Annotated in this window: 15 protein-coding genes and 3 tRNA genes; 15 read left to right on the top strand and 3 right to left on the bottom strand. The window is 44.8% G+C overall.

Annotated elements, in window-relative coordinates:
- The first annotated feature begins 43 nt into the window (after positions 1–43).
- The 5 genes from D7V92_RS06180 to D7V92_RS06160 all read left to right on the top strand — a co-directional run bounded on the left by D7V92_RS06180 (position 44) and on the right by D7V92_RS06160 (position 2,338).
- Positions 44–847, top strand: a complete 804-nt coding sequence (locus tag D7V92_RS06180; RefSeq protein ID WP_005858162.1) for an MBL fold metallo-hydrolase — start codon at positions 44–46, stop codon at positions 845–847.
- A 116-nt stretch (positions 848–963) separates the two neighbouring features.
- Positions 964–1,036: transfer RNA gene (locus D7V92_RS06175), tRNA-Lys, on the top strand.
- 19 nt (positions 1,037–1,055) lie between these two features.
- Positions 1,056–1,128: transfer RNA gene (locus tag D7V92_RS06170), tRNA-Lys, on the top strand.
- A gap of 15 nt (positions 1,129–1,143) precedes the next feature.
- A tRNA-Ser gene (locus D7V92_RS06165) sits at positions 1,144–1,228 on the top strand.
- Between the two features lie 114 nt (positions 1,229–1,342).
- Positions 1,343–2,338 carry a nitroreductase gene (locus D7V92_RS06160; protein ID WP_044544614.1) on the top strand — a complete coding sequence of 332 codons (996 nt, stop codon included), beginning with the start codon at positions 1,343–1,345 and terminating at the stop codon, positions 2,336–2,338.
- A gap of 3 nt (positions 2,339–2,341) precedes the next feature.
- Here D7V92_RS06160 and D7V92_RS06155 read toward each other — a convergent pair whose 3' ends face one another.
- Positions 2,342–4,408 (bottom strand): cation:proton antiporter, encoded by a 2,067-nt coding sequence (locus tag D7V92_RS06155; RefSeq protein ID WP_005858160.1) that lies wholly within the window; start codon positions 4,406–4,408, stop codon positions 2,342–2,344.
- Between the two features lie 287 nt (positions 4,409–4,695).
- On the opposite strand from D7V92_RS06155, the gene D7V92_RS06150 reads away from it, so the two are divergent.
- The 9 genes from D7V92_RS06150 (at position 4,696) to glmM (ending at position 13,816) form a co-directional block, all read left to right on the top strand.
- Positions 4,696–5,982: a hypothetical protein gene (locus D7V92_RS06150; protein ID WP_121772509.1), complete on the top strand. Its 1,287-nt coding sequence runs from the start codon at positions 4,696–4,698 to the stop codon at positions 5,980–5,982.
- A gap of 30 nt (positions 5,983–6,012) precedes the next feature.
- Positions 6,013–7,623 carry an OmpP1/FadL family transporter gene (locus D7V92_RS06145; protein WP_005866281.1) on the top strand — a complete coding sequence of 537 codons (1,611 nt, stop codon included), beginning with the start codon at positions 6,013–6,015 and terminating at the stop codon, positions 7,621–7,623.
- Positions 7,624–7,828: 205 nt separating this feature from the next.
- A complete protein-coding gene (locus tag D7V92_RS06140; protein WP_008774229.1) occupies positions 7,829–8,422 on the top strand; it encodes an RNA polymerase sigma factor in 594 nt (197 codons plus the stop codon).
- Positions 8,423–8,497: 75 nt separating this feature from the next.
- Positions 8,498–8,671, top strand: coding sequence for a hypothetical protein (locus D7V92_RS22200; protein WP_005858156.1), 174 nt, complete (start codon positions 8,498–8,500; stop codon positions 8,669–8,671).
- Positions 8,672–8,749: 78 nt separating this feature from the next.
- Positions 8,750–9,400 carry a ribulose-phosphate 3-epimerase gene (gene rpe / locus D7V92_RS06135; protein ID WP_008774230.1) on the top strand — a complete coding sequence of 217 codons (651 nt, stop codon included), beginning with the start codon at positions 8,750–8,752 and terminating at the stop codon, positions 9,398–9,400.
- Positions 9,401–9,432: 32 nt separating this feature from the next.
- Positions 9,433–10,719: a ComEC/Rec2 family competence protein gene (locus tag D7V92_RS06130; RefSeq protein WP_121772508.1), complete on the top strand. Its 1,287-nt coding sequence runs from the start codon at positions 9,433–9,435 to the stop codon at positions 10,717–10,719.
- Positions 10,720–10,756: 37 nt separating this feature from the next.
- Positions 10,757–11,806, top strand: a complete 1,050-nt coding sequence (locus D7V92_RS06125) for a bifunctional oligoribonuclease/PAP phosphatase NrnA (RefSeq protein ID WP_057329132.1) — start codon at positions 10,757–10,759, stop codon at positions 11,804–11,806.
- A gap of 52 nt (positions 11,807–11,858) precedes the next feature.
- Entirely contained in the window at positions 11,859–12,431 is a 573-nt protein-coding gene (locus tag D7V92_RS06120; RefSeq protein WP_005858151.1) for a DUF4827 family protein, read from the top strand.
- Positions 12,428–13,816, top strand: coding sequence for a phosphoglucosamine mutase (glmM, locus tag D7V92_RS06115; RefSeq protein WP_121772507.1), 1,389 nt, complete (start codon positions 12,428–12,430; stop codon positions 13,814–13,816). Before D7V92_RS06120 ends, glmM begins: the two co-directional genes overlap by 4 nt.
- 379 nt (positions 13,817–14,195) lie before the next feature.
- On the opposite strand, the gene D7V92_RS06110 is transcribed toward glmM, so the two are convergent.
- Both D7V92_RS06110 and D7V92_RS06105 read right to left on the bottom strand, forming a co-directional pair.
- On the bottom strand, positions 14,196–14,687 hold the full coding sequence (locus D7V92_RS06110) for an NUDIX domain-containing protein (protein WP_036610530.1): 492 nt from the start codon (positions 14,685–14,687) through the stop codon (positions 14,196–14,198).
- A gap of 3 nt (positions 14,688–14,690) precedes the next feature.
- Positions 14,691–16,796 (bottom strand): DNA topoisomerase 3, encoded by a 2,106-nt coding sequence (locus D7V92_RS06105; RefSeq protein WP_036610710.1) that lies wholly within the window; start codon positions 16,794–16,796, stop codon positions 14,691–14,693.
- 188 nt (positions 16,797–16,984) lie between these two features.
- Here D7V92_RS06105 and D7V92_RS06100 point away from each other — a divergent pair, with 188 nt between their 5' ends.
- Positions 16,985–17,563 (top strand): RNA polymerase sigma-70 factor, encoded by a 579-nt coding sequence (locus tag D7V92_RS06100; protein ID WP_036610533.1) that lies wholly within the window; start codon positions 16,985–16,987, stop codon positions 17,561–17,563.
- Positions 17,564–17,570: the final 7 nt, after the last annotated feature.

The raw sequence follows: 17,570 nt of genomic DNA, 5'->3' as shown, positions 1-17,570 counted from the left end.
CTATGTAAAACAGAAAAAAAGCAGTGTTGCGGAATAGGAGAGTATGAAACTATCATTTCTGAGTTTAGCGAGTGGGAGCAGTGGGAACTGCTATTATTTGGGGACTTCGGAATTCGGTATGCTGATTGACGCAGGTATCGGAATCCGGACCATAAAGAAAGTATTGAAGGACCGGTCGATCGATTTTACCAAGATCGTGGCCGTGTTGATTACCCACGATCATGCGGATCATATCAAGACGGTCGGGTATTTGGGCGAGAAGCTTTGCATTCCTGTCTATGCGACAGCCGACGTGCACCGGGGGATTGATAAGAGCCGGTATGTGGAGGAGACCTTATGTGTCTCCCGCAAGGTTATAGAAAAAGAAGTTCCATTCCTTATCCGTGATTTCCGTATCACGGCTTTCGAGGTGCCTCACGATAGTACTGATAATGTGGGGTACCATATCGAGTATGGTAATCATAAATTCACTTTCGCTACCGACGTAGGCCATATCACGGACACGGTGGGGAAATATATCTGCATGGCGAACCATTTAATATTGGAAGCGAACTATGACGAGGAGATGCTTCGTTTCGGTACATATCCCGCTTTCTTGAAAGAGCGGGTGGCGAGCCCCACCGGGCATTTGAGTAATAGGGAGGCCGCAGAGTTCTTGGCGACCCATTATAATACCGGTTTGAAGAATATCTGGCTTTGCCATCTCAGCCGGGACAATAACCATCCCGAACTGGCCTATAAGACAGTGGATATACGTCTTTTCCAAGAGGGCATAAGGGTAGGGAAAGATGTCTCATTGGTAGCGTTGAAGCGGACTACACCCTCGGATATTTACGAGTTTGATTAAAATTTTAAGAAAAAAAGTAGTCGAAAAGTTTGCGGGGAAAAATAAAACCTCTATCTTTGCACCCGCAATCGAGAAACAAACGGTGGTTTGAAAAAGTAACGATAGCAAAACAGAATGACTTGGTAGCTCAGTTGGTAGAGCAAATGACTCTTAATCATTGGGTCGAGGGTTCGAGCCCCTCCCAGGTCACTCAAACAAATAACATGTTGACTTGGTAGCTCAGCTGGTAGAGCAAATGACTCTTAATCATTGGGTCGAGGGTTCGAGCCCCTCCCAGGTCACACGATTTACTTATTGGAAAGATGGCAGAGTGGTCGATTGCGGCGGTCTTGAAAACCGTTGAACTGAGAGGTTCCCGGGGTTCGAATCCCTGTCTTTCCGCAGAGAGTCCTGTAAGGCGAAAGCTTTACGGGATTTTTTGTTTTTGAGGCGTTTGTCCGGGCACAAACGGAAAGAGGTAGCGGGCATCGCTAGAATGAGAAAGTGTATAATAATATGGAAACAGGATCATTGCGGATAAGTGATATACGGCCGGATTTTATCTATATGATGGAACAAGCCGTGAAAGCCCCATCGGGGCATAATACCCAACCTTGGTTGTTTCGTGTGCAAAAGGATAGGATACAGATTCTTCCGGATATGAGTAAGTCCCTTCCGGCCGTAGATCCGGATAACCGTGAGTTATTTATTAGCTTAGGATGTGCCACCGAGAATCTTTGCATTGCGGCTGAGGCAAAAGGATATGCTCCGCTACCGGTTTTTTCAGGATCGGGGGAGATCACCGTACTCTTGTCGGAGGCATCGATGATTAAGGAGACGAGTGGGCTTATCGAGGAAATTTCGGTCAGACAGACGAATCGAGGCATATATTCCGGGGAAATGATTCCATCGGATCAATTGAGCTATTTGAGGAATACGCCTTTGGAGGAAAATATCAGTCTGCATTTGTGGTCGAAAGGAGAGTGGGAGTTCGATACGCTTTCTTCTTATATATTTGCGGGGAATAACCGGCAAATGAACGATCATCTGTTTAAACGAGAGCTGAAATCATGGATGCGTTTTAATAAGAATCATGTACGAGCTACATCGGACGGCCTGAGTTATGCGGTGTTCGGGGCGCCGAATCTTCCCCGTCTTATCTCAGAGACAATCATGGGAAGTGTCTTGAAAGCCGGCATACAAAATAGGGGAGACAAGAAGAAGCTGGACTCTTCTTCTCATTTAGCCTTGTTTGCCTTACGGACAAATACGCTACCGGAATGGTTTGCGCTAGGCCGGAGTTTGCAACGTTTTCTTTTGAGAGCTACGGAAAAGAATATCGCTTTCGCCTTTTTGAACCAGCCTTGTGAGGTGCGTGATCTTTCCGGTTTGCTGGCGAAAGACTTGTCTTTCACCAACGAGATTCCTGCCTTGATCCTCCGTCTGGGATACGCTAAGCGGAAAATGCCGTACTCACCTCGAAAGTCTTGGCGTGAGAGGCTGGTTCCGTAATGGTTAAGTCAGATAGCGAGTGCCCTCGTTCATGCCAGCTTGCACGGGATATGCCAAGACGAAACTGTTTGCCTGAAAGTATTTGTTGAGGTACTTGGGGATACGGGCCATGGCGGGAGCGTAGGAAAGTCCTTCCTTGCGGCTAAGGATAATCCACATCGTGTCGTCCGGTTTTATATCCCGGAAAACGATCAGGAAGTCATCCCAGTCGTTGAATTCGATATAACTGGCTTCTCCGCTTTTCTTGGCTAATAATTTCTTTAAGGCATTCAAGGTCGCTTCCGAACCGTAAAAGACTGTCGCTGCACCTGTGTTCTGGGTCACGTTTCGTAGCCGGAAGATGATTTGGTTGAAACCGATTTCTTTTTCGGCCAATTCCGGGATGATGATCAGATGCCGTCTAACGGTAGAGATGGGTTGTGCGGGCTTGTATATGAATGTACTTACACTACTTTCCGCCAATACGCTTTCCACGATATGGCCAAGGAAGGCCGCCGGTATATCTTTTTCCTTGTGCAATCCCACTACCAGATCTGTGATCTCCCGCTCTTTTACCACGCTGGCGATAGCATTCGATACGCTTAAGTCATATCTTAATAAATCCTTCATCCGGGTATCCGTGGCGGCAGCCGTATTGACTGCGGTCTGTAGAACCCTGCGGGATTGTTTTAACGCTTTCTCGTCTGAATGATGGTTATCTATCACTTTTAGGGCAAACAAGCCGTTCTTGTTTTGGGGAGATTTGATCGCCAAGCTGAGGTTGACCAGCTCTTCCACGGTCTCTTCATTGCTGACCGGTATCAAGATATGCTCTGATTCTTTTTTGTTTTCCTCCTTGTCGGATATATCTTGGGCCGCTATGTTATGAGCGCCTTTTTGGGCGGCGAAAGAGGCGATGGTGCAAGTGACAAGTATCATCAGGATCGTACCGTTCAACACGCTCTCATTTAATAACCGGATTGGTTCCCCATTAGCGTCTGTTCCGGTGATTACGTTATATCCGACCATCACGGCGGCCAATGTAGCGGCGGCTTGTGCGTTACTTAGGCCGAAAATAACGCTTCGCTGATCCGTGGACAGATGGAAAGTCTTTTGGGTCATCCAAGCGGCTATGTATTTGGCGGCCGTAGCTACGATAATCATGATAAGCCCTACTTTAATGGTCTCGAAACTGGTAAAGAACGTACGATAATCTATTAACATACCTACGCCCAACAAGAAGAATGGGATGAATATGGCATTTCCTACGAACTCGACACGATTCATCAAGGGTGAGCTTTGCGGGATAAGGCGATTTAAGGCTAGTCCGGATAAGAACGCCCCGATGATCGCCTCCATACCCGCTACCTGAGCTAGGAAAGATCCCAGAAATACCATCACCAGCACGAATATATACTGTGATATATTATCGTGTACATGCTTAAAGAACCAACGCCCAATGAAAGGGAAACCGAATAATACGATTAACGCGAATATCAAGATGGAAACCCCCAGACGAATCCAAAACATATCGTTGACCTGTCCGGTGGCCATGCCGACAATGATCGTTAGGACGAGCAATGCCAAGGTATCAGTGATCATCGTTCCTCCTACGGTGATACTGACGGCTTTGTTTTTGCTGATACCCAGTTTACTGATAATCGGATAGGCGATCAATGTATGGGAGGCGAACATACTGGCGAGTAAAACGGAGGTCAATACGTTGAATCGCAGGACCCATATCCCGACAACCGTTCCTAGGATCATCGGAATGAGGAATGTGTACATGCCGAAAGCTAGGCTTTTCGTACTATTTCTCTTAAAATCCGCCATATCGATTTCCAATCCGGCGAGAAACATGATATAAAGCAAGCCCGCCGTCCCGGACAAGATAATGCTGCTATCCCGTAATACGAGATTAAAGCCGTGCGGTCCGATAATTGCGCCGGCAATGATCAGTCCAAGCAGGTGAGGGATTCTCAGCTTGTTTAATAAAAGGGGAGCGGCCAGGATAATTAAAAGAATCAAGAGAAATTTTAATACCGGGTCCGCTAAGGGCAATGTGAAATCTATTGTCGAGGCTAATACCATATGCGTAATTTTTTCGTTATAATTTGAAACAAAAATAATAAGAATTTGCGGAGATTGCAGCGTTTACGCCAACTTTGCATCTTCTTTTATAGATAACAATAAATGTGTGAGTTTTATAAGTTAAAGTATATGTAAATCTTGGGACATTAACGTGAACCGATTATATTTGTACATACATTGCATTGAGTTTATTGTTATAAAACTAAAAAGCGTTTAAACCCTTTGCATAAAAGGGTGTCAAACATGAAAAGAGAAAAATATTTATTTAATGTAGAGGAGAAACAAATATGAAACCCATGAAATTAACATCTTTAGTGATGATGCTTCTGATCGCGTTTAGTGCCGCGGCTCAGGAGGAGTTCTTTGATGATGTGTATTTCTCTTCCAAAAACAAGAAAAAGAAAGAACAGGTTGAAGAGAAAAAGGTTGTTCAGCCGAAACAGGAGTCTAGGACCCTGGTCGCTACAGCCAAGAGCCAAGCTTCTTCAGACAGCCGGGATGTGGATGAATATAACCGTCGTTATACATCAGTCGAGGTGGAGGAGCCTTATCGTGAGGATGATTCCGTTATCTATGAGGATAGCGATGAGAATGAGTCTTCTTCCGAGCGTCGTTCGGATACTGAATATACGGAACGTATCATTCGTTATCATTCGCCGAGTAAGATTACGATCGCCGGAGCGGATCAAGTCGATTTGTATCTGAGTGACGGATATTATGGTTACGGCTATGATACGGATTATTCGAACGGTAGCGCGAACGTGAATTTTAATATCAATGTCGGCAACGGTTGGGGCTCGCCTTGGTATACAGGTTGGTACGATCCTTGGTTCTATAGTTATAGCCCTTGGTGGACTTATTCATCTCGCTTCTACGGCCCGTCTTGGGGATTCGGCTGGGGCTGGGGAGGCTTTTATGCCGGCTATTATAGTCCGTGGTACGATCCATGGTATGGCCCGTCTTGGGGCTGGGGTGGAGGCTATTGGGGTGGCCATTGGGGACATCACCATCATTACTATCCCGGTTACTACTCGACTCCAAGTAGACATTATTCAAACGGACGTTCCTCTTATCGAGATAATCGCTCTTATGCGAGTGGCAGAGGTTCCGGTTATACAGGTGGGCGGAGCAGTGGCTCTTCTTCCTTGAGAAATTCCGGATCGACTACAAGACCTTCGTCTTCAAGTTCCTTGAGCAATGGACGTGCGGGATCTACCCGTAGGGAATCTGCTATTTCCTCTGGTGCGGGACGTCGTTCCTCTTCTTCTGTTAGAAATTCGGCAACGACAAGAAGTAGCTCGGGCATAAATGGCTCGGCGAGAACAAGGATTTCCAGAAGTAGTTCTGGAGCCGCATCTTCTTCCGGACGTCAATATTCAGCTCCGGTAACACGTTCTTCTTCCAGAAGCAGTAGCGATTTCTCAAATAGTCGCTCTTCTTCCAGTCAATTTAGAAGTTCCTCTCCTTCTCGTAGTAGTTCGGTAGGTTCTTCTTCCGGTAGCTTCGGTGGAGGTCGTTCTAGTGGAGGCTCTGTTGGTGGCGGAGGTGGCCGTGCCGGTGGTGGTCGCAGGTAAAAGTGTTAGGTTGATAAAATTAGAGATACGATGAAAAGGATAGGAATTATAATGTCGGTGCTTGCCCTGTGTGGCGGCACCGCTTTTTCGCAGTCACAGTTGGATGCCTTTAAGTATTCCCAGACGGAGTTGAATGGTACGGCTCGTTATTTAGGAATGGGTGGTGCTTTTGGTGCGTTAGGTGGTGATATTTCCGCTATGAATACGAACCCGGCAGGCTTGGCGATTTATAAAAGCTCGGAGGTGGTTACGACATTGAGTTTGTCTTCGGCCTCCGCGAAGACCGATTGGCTTGGTTCGAAGGTGGACAACAGCCGTACGAAGGTGAGTTTCGATAATATCGCTTACGTAGGATATTTCCCGACAGCGAATGATGAGGGTATCGTGAGCTGGAACGTTGGTTTCTCTTATAATCGCTTGAAGAATTATAACCGGAACTATACGATGGCTACAGGAGGTGATTTGAATACTTCTCTTTCTGATTATGTGGCCATGCGTGCGGCAGGAATGCCTAGCGGACTGTTGGGGGAGGGTAAAGACTATAACCCTTATAATAACCAAGACTTAGGTGATTGGCTATCTATTCTAGGATACAATGCCGGTTATATGGATTCATATAACGATAATGATAAAGAGTATTATAGTGCGTTCGGGGATAAAGATGCGGATGGGCAATGGAGTCCGTATTTATTGCAAGGAGGTCAATTAAAAGTTTCAGAGCGAGGTTCCGTGGATCAATATGACTTGGCTTTCGGTATAAATATATCGGAACTTGTGATGCTTGGCGCTACGGTTGCGATTACGGATCTGAACTATAGATATCAGTCATCGTATGATGAGGAATTTACGAACGGCAATAATTTATACTTAGATAATTACTTGGATACGGATGGTACCGGGTATTCATTTAATGTGGGTGCTATCGTTCGTCCTACTGATTTTCTTCGTTTAGGTGTAGCTTATAATTCACCTACGTGGTATAAGATGACAGATCGTTATTATGGAGAGGCCGGTTCTTATCTGACCTTTATGGATAAAGGGGAGATGAAGGAGCGTAAACTGGATGCGGCTACTCCTAATAATGCTTATTATGACTATGAATTCCGTTCTCCGGATAAATGGATTTTTAGTGCCGCCGCAATCTTGGGTACGACCGCTTTGATAAGCGTTGATTACGAGTTGATGAATTATAAGAATATGCGTATGTATCAAACGGATGGTAGCAGCAACGTGTATACTAACCAAGATATAACGGATAATTTCAAGTCAATGAATACGATCCGTGTAGGTGCGGAGGTAAAGGTTACTCCTCAATTTGCCGTAAGAGCAGGTGTCGCCTACAGCGATAGTCCGATCAAGGATAAACTGAAGAATGGAGAGAAAGAGGTCTTTACGGTTGGTACGATTCCTAATTATACGATCGATAAAGGGGTCATGAATTATACGGTAGGTATCGGCTATCGCTTCACCCCGAACTTCTATACGGACTTGGCTTGTGTATTCCGTACGCATAAGGAAGATGTTTATGCGTTCTCTAATATGTTTGCGGGAGATGATCCGAAGCCATTCCTCGAAGCCCAACCCGCCACGATGAAAACAAACACGACTCGTGTAGCTTTGACATTGGGATACAAGTTCTAATATACATATATTTTAGATCAGTAAAGTCCCCTGTTCGTACGTTAAAGGTGCGGGCAGGGGACATTCTTTTTATAATTTGAAATAAAATGTTTGTTGGTTTAAAATATTTTTCGTTCTTTTGCTTTCATAAATAACATTGTATAACAGTTAAACCCCATCGCCTATAGCATAAACATTACTCGAATAAACTAAAAATGTGAAAGTAATGAAGACTTTAAAAATGATGACCGACGAGGAATTGGTTGTCCTTTATGCAGAAGGTAATAATGCCGCTTTCGATATTTTATTAAATCGATACAAAAGTAGCATTCATTCTTACATTTATTTCATAGTACGTAACAAAGAGCTTACGGAGGATATCTTTCAAGAGACCTTCGTGAAGGTTATCATGACTATAAAACAAGGTCGCTATACCGAGAACGGCAAGTTTAAGGCATGGATTACTCGTATTGCCCATAACTTGATTATAGATAATTTCCGTCAGGAACGTAGCGAGAACACGATCTCGAATGATGAGGTAGAAATCGACTTATTTAATAACATCAAGCTTTGCGATGGTACGATAGAGGATAATATCGTGCGCCATCAAGTATTGTCTGACGTGAAGAAATTGGTAAAGCATTTGCCGGATAACCAGCGTGAGGTGTTGGAGATGCGTTACTATCAAGATCTTAGTTTTAAGGAAATCGCCGATATCACGGGGGTTAGCATCAATACGGCCTTAGGGCGTATGCGTTACGCTATCTTGAATATGCGCCGTATGGCCGATGAGAACCGTATCGAGCTATCTATGGTGTAAAATAATTTTCTTTCCATGCAATAAGTCTTAGGTCCCTACGTTTTATTAGCAAACAAGATAAAAATAAAGGTGCCTATGAGGAAGCTTTCTACGCAATGCATGGATGATTTGGAGAAAAAAGTGAAAAGTGCCCCGGAGGCGAAAAGTTCGCCTCGGAAGCAAACGATGGATTTCTTGAAACAGTTTGCGAGGGCTTATCAAGCGGAACCGGCTGTACGTCCGGAGCTCTGCGGGTATGTGTTGAACTAAGAATTACGGAAAGAGAATCTATATTATTAGGTTCTCTTTCTTTTTTTGTGTACTTTTGTAAAAACAAAAGACAAGATTATGAAGCATTTGATAGCACCTTCCCTGCTTTCCGCTAATTTTCTGGATTTGCGGAAGGAGGTGGAGATGATAAATAAAAGTGACGCCGATTGGTTGCATCTGGATATTATGGATGGGGTATTCGTGCCGAATATCTCGTTTGGTTTCCCGGTACTTAACGCATTAAAGCCTATATGCCAGAAGCCGATGGATGTGCACTTGATGATCGTGGAGCCCCAGAAGTTTATCCCTGAGGTCGCGGCTACGGGAGCCTATATGATGAACGTGCATTATGAGGCATGTACCCATTTGCATCGGACGGTAGCGGCTATTAAGGAAACGGGCATGAAAGCGGGTGTTACCTTGAATCCGCATACGCCCATCTGCTTATTAGAAGATATTATCCAAGATGTGGACATGGTTTTATTGATGTCCGTGAATCCGGGATTTGGTGGTCAACGTTTCATTGAGCATTCCGTAGATAAGGTGGCCCGTTTACGAGAAATGATAGACCGGAAGGGATTGAGTACTATGATCGAGGTAGATGGCGGGGTGAATTTAGAGACGGGAAAGCGTTTGGTTGACGCAGGTGCCGATGTATTAGTCGCCGGTAACTTCGTATTCAAATCTCCAGATCCGATACAAACAATTAAAGACTTGAAAGCTTTGTAGAACACATTAATATATCACAAAACCTAACTATCATGATTGAGGAAATACAAAAGCGGCCTTTTGTACGGCCGCTTTTTTTATGGATAACCGGAATTTTATGCTATGCGTTTTTACCTACCTCTTTGCTCTTATATGTTTTAGGGGTTTTATCTGCTCTGGTTTTTCTTTTTCTGGGGTTCTCGTGGGGGCGAGGGCATGCGGAGTTGCGATACGATTCCCGTTGGATATGGGGAGCTGTGATCTCTGTTTTGATTGTATGTTTGGCGGTTGAGGTCTGTTGGTATAGTGACCGGCGTATAGCGCTTGTAAATGAGCCTGCTTCTTCTTTAGATTTATTGGCTACCAAGGCTCAATATTCTTTGGTAAATACATTTGATCGTTTGCGTTTGTCTGATGAGGAGAAATCTATTTTGGCTACATTGACATTGGGATATAAGAAAGCGATGAGTCGGGAAACGAAAAGGCGCTTCTCTTTGGCGGGCGTGTCTCATATATTAGCGGTGAGCGGTTTTCATGTTGCCGTGATTTGTGGATTCTTATCTTTCTTTTGCTCGTTTATGCCAAAATGGGGGATAGGACGTTGGGTTCGTTATATCATTCTGGTGGGAAGTCTTTGGGGGTTTGTCTTTATCACAGGATTAGCGCCCTCGGCGGTACGGGCCGCCTTGATGCTATCTTTATATTTAACAGGAAGGGCGCTTAGGCGTGTTACGGATGGATATAATACATTGGCCGCTGCCGCTTTCTGTATGCTGGCCTATAATCCGTATTATCTGTTTGATGTCGGTTTTCAGTTAAGCTATTTGGCCGTGTTTTTTATTTTATTCCTAGTGCCTCGTTTCAAGGAATGGATAGTGGTGAGAAATCCTTTGTTGGCCATGCCTTGGGAATGGATTACGGTGTCTATAGCTGCGCAGATAGGGACTGCTTTGCTCTGTTTTTATTATTTTGGACAATTTTCGACAGTTTTCTTGTTTACGAATCTACCGGTCACTCTCTTGGCTATGTTTTTGATTCCTTTTGCCTTTTTGTGGTTAGGCTATCCGGTGGATTTCTGTGGATATGACTGGATACAGAAGATCGTAGAAGGGCTGGTTCATGGCATGGTAAGGGTAGTGGACGTGTTTAGCGCCCTGCCTTATGCGACGATTACGGGGCGTTTTAGCTTCTTTGAGATGCTAGGAGGTTATGGTTTTCTTGTTTTATGCTTGATATATATGAAGATACGGGAACCAAAAGTTTTGTTGGCCGCCTTAACCCTTTTGTTAATAATATCAGTAAAGATCCTTATTGAACTTTTTTTGATAGCCGGAAACTAAAAAAGTCGTACCTTTGGGGTGAAAACAAAAAGATTATATGATCACTAAAATCATTCAAGAAGAGAAGATTCAGAAAGCCAAAAAATATGTAGAGAAAGGCGAGAGTTTTGTTATCGTGACGCATGTCTCACCAGACGGCGACGCATTAGGTTCATCCCTTGGTTTATATCATTTCCTATCCACTTACGGTAAGGATAATGTAGCGGTAGTGGTACCGAACGCATTTCCCTCTTTTTATAGATGGATGCCGGGCGCTAAGGATGTCGTGATACATGAGAAATATCCGGATTTCGCCGAGAAATTGATCAAGGAAGCGGATGTTATTTTCTGCCTCGATTTCAATGAACCCAAACGTATCGAGAAACTGGCTCCGGCGGTGATCGCCTCAGAAGGCCGCAAGGTGATGATTGATCATCATTTGAACCCCGCGGATTTTTGTCGTGTGACGATGTCGTATCCGGAGATGTCTTCTACCAGTGAGATGATCTTCCGTTTTATTTGTCGTATGGGGATGTTCGATTTATTGAATCGGGATGCCGCCGCTTGTATCTATACGGGTATGATGACGGATACGGGATCGTTCACCTATAATTCGAATAAACCGGAGATTTATACGATCGTCAGCGAATTGATCAAGAAGGGGATTGATAAGGATTTGATCTATCGTAAGGTGAATCAGGTCTATTCCGAGTGCCGTTTACGTATGATGGGATATGTGTTGTATGAGAAGATGAGGGTCTATCCGGAACAACAGGCGGCTCTTATCACATTATCGAAAGAGGAACTGGATCGTTTTCAGTACCAGACTGGAGATACGGAAGGTTTCGTGAACTTGCCGTTAAGCATAGAGAACGTAAGCTTTAGTGTCTTTATTCGTGAGGACAGCGATTACATAAAGGTATCGCTTCGCTCCGTGGGCGATTTTCCTTGCAATCAGTTTGCTTCTACTTATTTCAACGGAGGTGGACATAAAAATGCGTCCGGAGGTGAGTTCTATGGCTCTTTATCTGAGGCCGTAGCCGTGTTTGAGAAAGGTTTACAGGAATTTAATCCTAATAAATCAGAAGATTTAGGCAAACATGCGTAAGGTTTGACGAAGATTATTTACATTTGCGATTCATTCAATTAAAGACTAACAAATGAAGAAAGGTTTTAATATCCTGTTGATTCTGTGTGCCGCATTAGTTGCTATCTCTTGTAGCAAGACAAAGTCGTACACGGATATGTTGAAAGATGAGAAAAAGGCAATCGAGCGTTTTATCGATGATAAGGGCCTTGAGATCTTAGATGATTTTCCTGCTGATAGCGTATTTAAGGAAAATCAGTTTGTGCTCTTGGATAATGGTGTCTATTTGAATATTATTGATAAGGGAAGCGATCAGAGAGCGGTGCAATATAAGACGAAAATGTTGTACCGTTGTAAGATGAGTTACTTCATGGATTCTACTATTGTCGCTATTGAGAACTATGGCCCGCATAGTAATGGAACTTCTCCTATCGCTTTTACATATGGGGATTATTCGAAGAATTCACCTTATGATCCCTCTTATTATTATGTAAGTGAGGGAATGCAAGAGCCTTTGAAGTATGTTGGAGATCGGGCTAAAGTGAAAATGATAGTGCCTTTCAAAAGAGGAGCCTATAATGATCAATCAAACGGTCAACCTGTATATTACGAAATTCTAGAATATATATTTGAAGAAAACTTATGACACTAATTAAATCTATTTCCGGTATTCGCGGTACAATAGGCGGTAGCCCGGAAGACGGATTGAATCCGTTAGCTATTGTTAAGTTTGTAGCCGCTTATGCTACATTCATCCGAAAAAACACAAAAGTGGAGACCAATAAGATCGTTGTAGGGCGTGACGCACGTATCTCCGGTCTGATGGTAAAACAAGTCGTCCTGGGAACGCTTACCGGCATGGGATTCGATGTGGTGGATATCGATCTGGCCACGACCCCGACAACCGAGTTAGCCGTAGCTATGGAAGGGGCTTGCGGAGGTATTATCCTTACCGCCAGTCATAACCCGAAGCAATGGAATGCCTTGAAGCTTTTGAATGAGAAAGGTGAGTTCTTGAATGCCGCTGAGGGGGCTGAGGTATTACGCATAGCTGCCGCCGAGGACTTCGAGTTCGCCGACGTGGATCATTTGGGCAAGGTAATCCCGAATGCGACTTATAAGCAAAAACATATTGAGAGCGTCTTGAATCTGGATCTCGTGGACGTGGAGGCTATTAAGGCCGCTAATTTCCGTGTAGCTATCGATTGCGTGAACTCCGTAGGTGGTATCGTGATCCCTGATTTATTATATGCGTTGGGCGTGAAGGAAATCTTCAAGCTGCATTGCGCTCCTCATGGAAACTTCTCTCATAATCCGGAACCCATTCCGGAAAACTTGACAGAGATCTCCGATTTGATGGGACATGCGAAAGCGGATGTCGGTTTCGTAGTAGATCCGGACGTAGACCGTTTGGCGATTATCTGCGAGAATGGCGAGATGTTCAACGAGGAATACACCTTGGTCGCTGTCAGTGATTACGTATTAAGCCATACTCCGGGTAATACGGTAAGTAACCTGAGTTCCAGCCGTGCGCTTCGTGACGTTACCCGTGCTCATGGCTGCGAATATAATGCCGCCGCTGTAGGCGAGGTAAATGTGGTTACCAAGATGAAGGCTACGAATGCCGTGATCGGTGGTGAGGGCAACGGTGGAGTGATCTATCCGGCCAGCCATTACGGACGCGATGCTTTGGTAGGTATCGCCTTGTTCCTGACTCATCTGGCAAAGAAGAAGATGAAGACGAGCGAGTTGAAGGCTTCCTATCCTCCGTATTTTATCTCCAAGCAAAAAGTCCAGTTAACGCCGGAGATCGACGTGGACGCTATCTTAGCGAAAGTAAAAGAGAAGTTCTCTCAATATGATATTACGGATATCGACGGAGTGAAGATCGATTTCCCGGATAAATGGGTTCATTTGCGTAAAAGCAATACGGAACCGATCATCCGTATCTACTCTGAGGCCCATACGATGGAGGAAGCCGAGGAATTAGGCGGTCAATTAATACAGATCATCAACGAGATGTGTAAATAACACCCTTTCGGGGCGTTTTAAAATATTGGGTTCAGTCTTCAGCTGAGGTAAGCTATTTATACTCTGTTGATTTGACTGAACCCTTTTCTTTTGGATAATTCTCAGTTCGTGTAATGTTGTAAAGAGCAGTAGTACTTACTTGGTCGATGGAGTATGTATCCTATGTCGCTTGAAGTATATATCCTATGGCACTTGCAGTATATCTTGTCTTAATCCTCATGTACGGCTTTATCTTTGTTACGACTACTGGCATTGGCTGGAAGGACTACTTGCGTAGCCCCTAAGCACTAGTGCTTACGGCTTACGCCAATAGTGGTGAAATATTTTTATTTTTAGCTGAAAGACAAAGTTTGCTGGTTAACCTCGGCTTCTGGGCTGATTATGAGAAAATAGCGGTGAATTCTTTCTCGAAATTAGGCGTGAATATGCCTTTCCCCAGATTCTCTTTGATCTCCTCGATCGGCCAGAAACGTCCTCCGTCCAGTTCCTCGGGATCGGGGGTGATGGGGCCATCGTAAGTGGTCCGGAAGGTGTTTACCAATTCCTTCTCAATGGAAGACTCGAATATATAACGTTTGATGAAGACAGGCGTAAAATCAGTAATACCCAATTCCTCACGAACCTCACGGCGCAGGGCCTCTTCCACGCTTTCTCCATAATCAATATGCCCACCTACGGCCGTGTCCCATTTACCCGGTTGTATATCCTTGTTCATGGAACGTTTTTGGAGATATAGATCTCCATCCTTATTAAAGATATGTAAATGGATTACGGGATGTAGCAACTTACTTCCACTATGACATTCCTTGCGAGTAGCCTTTCCGATCGTCTCACCTTCCTCGTTTACCAGAGGAAACCATTCTGTTCTCATATTTTAAATAGACTTTAATTTACTGATAACCGTACCTAACTCCTCATCCGTTAAATTATTTCCATACGTAGCGTAATCCAAGCGGAACGTACATCCATTCTTGTATTCGGAGCAACCATAAGCGGTTTTGCCCCGGAGGATAGAGCCTTTGTGACAGATGGGGCAAACGGGCTTATCCGTTGATGGAAGCTCCAATTCAGGAGTAGCCTCTGCTTTCTCTTTCTCTTTCTCTTTCTTGGCACGAGGCTTACGAGGTTTCTTTTCCTTTTTCTCCTTGGGTTCGTCTTTGGGAGTTTCTTTAGCTGCTTTAGACGTATCCTCAATCGTAATCGTTCGCCGGGTTTGGTCGGAAAGGACGTTTATGACGACCTCGTTTACCATCTGCTTCAACTCATCCAGAAAAGTACGGGCCTCATAAGTCCCTCGTTCAATCTGGCGTAGTTTCTTTTCCCAAAGCCCCGTCAACTCTGCGCTTTTCAGCAGTTCCTCATGGATCGTGCCGATCAATTCCGCGCCGGTAGCGGTGGGATAAAGATTCTTACGTTCCTTTCGTATATAATTACGCTTAAATAAAGTCTCGATGATCGCCGCACGGGTAGAAGGACGGCCGATGCCGTTTTCCTTTAAGGCATCCCGCAGCTCGTCATTATCCACTAATTTACCGGCGGTTTCCATCGCCCGCAATAAAGTTGCTTCCGTATAGGGTTTCGGAGGCTGGGTCCAAGTCTCTTTCAAGATCGGTTTATGCGGGCCGCTTTCTCCTTTCACGAAATCGGGCAATACGCCTTCTTCCTCGGTAGGTTCAGCCTCCGGATCTTTCTGCTCGGCTCCGAATACGACACGCCAACCCGGTTTGAGGATTTGCTTTCCAGTCACCTTGAATTCTACCTTATCCACTTGACCCAAGACCGTAGTGGTCGATATCTCGCAATCCGGATAAAAGGCGGCGATAAAACGACGGGCTACCAAATCGTACACCTTCCGTTCCGTATCCGTAAGATTGCGGGCGGGGACTCCGGTAGGGATGATCGCATGGTGATCGGTAACCTTCGAGTTATCAAACACTTTCTTGCTCTTCGGCAATTTCTGATTCATCAAAGGAGCGGTAAGCTCCGTATAATCCACCAACCCTTTCAAGGTATTGGGAACTTTCGGATAGATATCATCACTAAGGAAAGTCGTGTCTACACGTGGGTAGGTTGTCACCTTCTTCTCGTAGAGCGATTGGATCAACTTTAGCGTATCGTCCGCCGTAAACGCGAATTTCTTATTACATTCCACCTGCAACGAGGTCAAGTCGAATAGGCGGGGGGCGAATTCCTTCCCTTTCTTCTCGGTGATACTGGTTACAGTAAAATCCTGTTCCTTTACCTTCTCCAGAAAAGCCTCGCCTTCCTCTTTCTTCGTGAACTTACCTTTCGTGGCGGAGAAAGTCGTATTCCTGTAAATGGTCTTTAATTCCCAATAGGGTTCCGGCTTGAAATTGTCGATCTCGGCTTGCCGGTTTACGATCAAGGCGAGCGTCGGGGTTTGCACACGGCCGATCGATAATACCTGCCGGTTCTGCCCGTAGCGCAAGGTATAAAGGCGGGTGGCGTTCATCCCCAGCAACCAGTCGCCGATGGCACGGGATAGCCCAGCCTCATATAACTTATTGAATTCCGTCTGTTCTTTGAGTTTTTGGAAACCTTCCCGGATCGCCTCCTCCGTAAGCGAGGAGATCCAAAGGCGGTAGACCGGGCATTTACAACCTGCCTTTTGCATGACCCAGCGTTGGATCAGCTCTCCCTCTTGGCCGGCATCACCGCAGTTAATGACCATCTCGGCATTTTGCATCAGGCTCTCGATTACCTTGAATTGTTGCTCATACGTAGGATTCTCGATTAGTTTGATACCGAACCGGGGAGGGATCATAGGTAGCGACCCCAGACTCCAGCGTTTCCAGTTCTCCGCGTATTCATGCGGTTCTTTCAGGGTACACAAATGCCCGAATGTCCAAGTTACCTGATATCCGTTTCCTTCGATATACCCATTCATTCGTTGGGTTGCCCCTAATACTTCCGCGATTTCCCGGGCCACACTCGGCTTTTCGGCGATACAAACTTTCATCAATACATCATCCTTTCTTAAATGAACAGACAAAAATACATGATTATTTCCGAATGAGCAAAGATGTTTGTTATCGCGAGTTTATAAAGCTGTATGATGGAGTTGCTGATTTTGGTTCAATTTGTTTTTACCTTTGGGAATTTTGCATACATTTGAACCTATGTAATCGAAGTGGGAGAATAAGTCGAATGGCAGACATTGATTCAGAGAAAGAAAGAAGGCTTGTGGCGGACTTGCTAGAAGGGGACGAGTCGGCCTTTTGTGAATTATATGCCCTGTATAAGGATCGCTTGATGTGGTTTTCCTTGAAATTCCTTAAATCCCGGGATATGGCGGAAGATGTTTTTCAGGATGCTTTCGCCTCTATTTGGCAAAATCGCCGTTTCTTGAACCCGAATGTACCTTTTGGCCCGTATGTGTATACGATCGTGAAAAATCGGATCTTAAACCTGTTGGCGGGACTGGAGCGTGAGTTGGAGCTGAGGGATAAGATACGGTCCGCCTCATTGGATAGCACGAACGAGACGGAGGATTCGGTATTGGATACGGATTTAAACGCATTGTTGGATAAGGCGCTTGAAACGTTGAGTCCACAACAAAAAAGGGTTTTTGATATGAGCCGTAAAGATATGAAATCCCATAAGGAGATAGCCGACAGTTTGGGTATCTCGGTATATACGGTACAACAACATATCTCTACGGCCTTGAAAGTGATCCGGGCGTTTCTGGCTAAATATGCGGAGACTTATATGAAGCTACTGCTCTAAAAACACA

It is taken from the genome of Parabacteroides sp. CH2-D42-20, from assembly GCF_003670185.1.
In the GTDB taxonomy this organism is placed as follows: Bacteria; Bacteroidota; Bacteroidia; order Bacteroidales; family Tannerellaceae; genus Parabacteroides; species Parabacteroides distasonis.
The sequence above is the reverse complement of the archived record's forward strand: the minus strand, read 5'-3'. Positions and strand labels throughout refer to the sequence as shown.

What these genes read in the sequence shown, in the direction of transcription:
- D7V92_RS06180 (WP_005858162.1), top strand. Translation starts at nt 44, where the DNA reads ATGAAACTATCATTTCTGAGTTTAGCGAGTGGGAGCAGTGGGAACTGC.
- D7V92_RS06160 (WP_044544614.1), top strand. Translation starts at nt 1,343, where the DNA reads ATGGAAACAGGATCATTGCGGATAAGTGATATACGGCCGGATTTTATC.
- D7V92_RS06155 (WP_005858160.1), bottom strand. Translation starts at nt 4,408, where the DNA reads ATGGTATTAGCCTCGACAATAGATTTCACATTGCCCTTAGCGGACCCG.
- D7V92_RS06150 (WP_121772509.1), top strand. Translation starts at nt 4,696, where the DNA reads ATGAAACCCATGAAATTAACATCTTTAGTGATGATGCTTCTGATCGCG.
- D7V92_RS06145 (WP_005866281.1), top strand. Translation starts at nt 6,013, where the DNA reads ATGAAAAGGATAGGAATTATAATGTCGGTGCTTGCCCTGTGTGGCGGC.
- D7V92_RS06140 (WP_008774229.1), top strand. Translation starts at nt 7,829, where the DNA reads ATGAAGACTTTAAAAATGATGACCGACGAGGAATTGGTTGTCCTTTAT.
- D7V92_RS22200 (WP_005858156.1), top strand. Translation starts at nt 8,498, where the DNA reads ATGAGGAAGCTTTCTACGCAATGCATGGATGATTTGGAGAAAAAAGTG.
- rpe (WP_008774230.1), top strand. Translation starts at nt 8,750, where the DNA reads ATGAAGCATTTGATAGCACCTTCCCTGCTTTCCGCTAATTTTCTGGAT.
- D7V92_RS06130 (WP_121772508.1), top strand. Translation starts at nt 9,433, where the DNA reads ATGATTGAGGAAATACAAAAGCGGCCTTTTGTACGGCCGCTTTTTTTA.
- D7V92_RS06125 (WP_057329132.1), top strand. Translation starts at nt 10,757, where the DNA reads ATGATCACTAAAATCATTCAAGAAGAGAAGATTCAGAAAGCCAAAAAA.
- D7V92_RS06120 (WP_005858151.1), top strand. Translation starts at nt 11,859, where the DNA reads ATGAAGAAAGGTTTTAATATCCTGTTGATTCTGTGTGCCGCATTAGTT.
- glmM (WP_121772507.1), top strand. Translation starts at nt 12,428, where the DNA reads ATGACACTAATTAAATCTATTTCCGGTATTCGCGGTACAATAGGCGGT.
- D7V92_RS06110 (WP_036610530.1), bottom strand. Translation starts at nt 14,687, where the DNA reads ATGAGAACAGAATGGTTTCCTCTGGTAAACGAGGAAGGTGAGACGATC.
- D7V92_RS06105 (WP_036610710.1), bottom strand. Translation starts at nt 16,796, where the DNA reads ATGAAAGTTTGTATCGCCGAAAAGCCGAGTGTGGCCCGGGAAATCGCG.
- D7V92_RS06100 (WP_036610533.1), top strand. Translation starts at nt 16,985, where the DNA reads ATGGCAGACATTGATTCAGAGAAAGAAAGAAGGCTTGTGGCGGACTTG.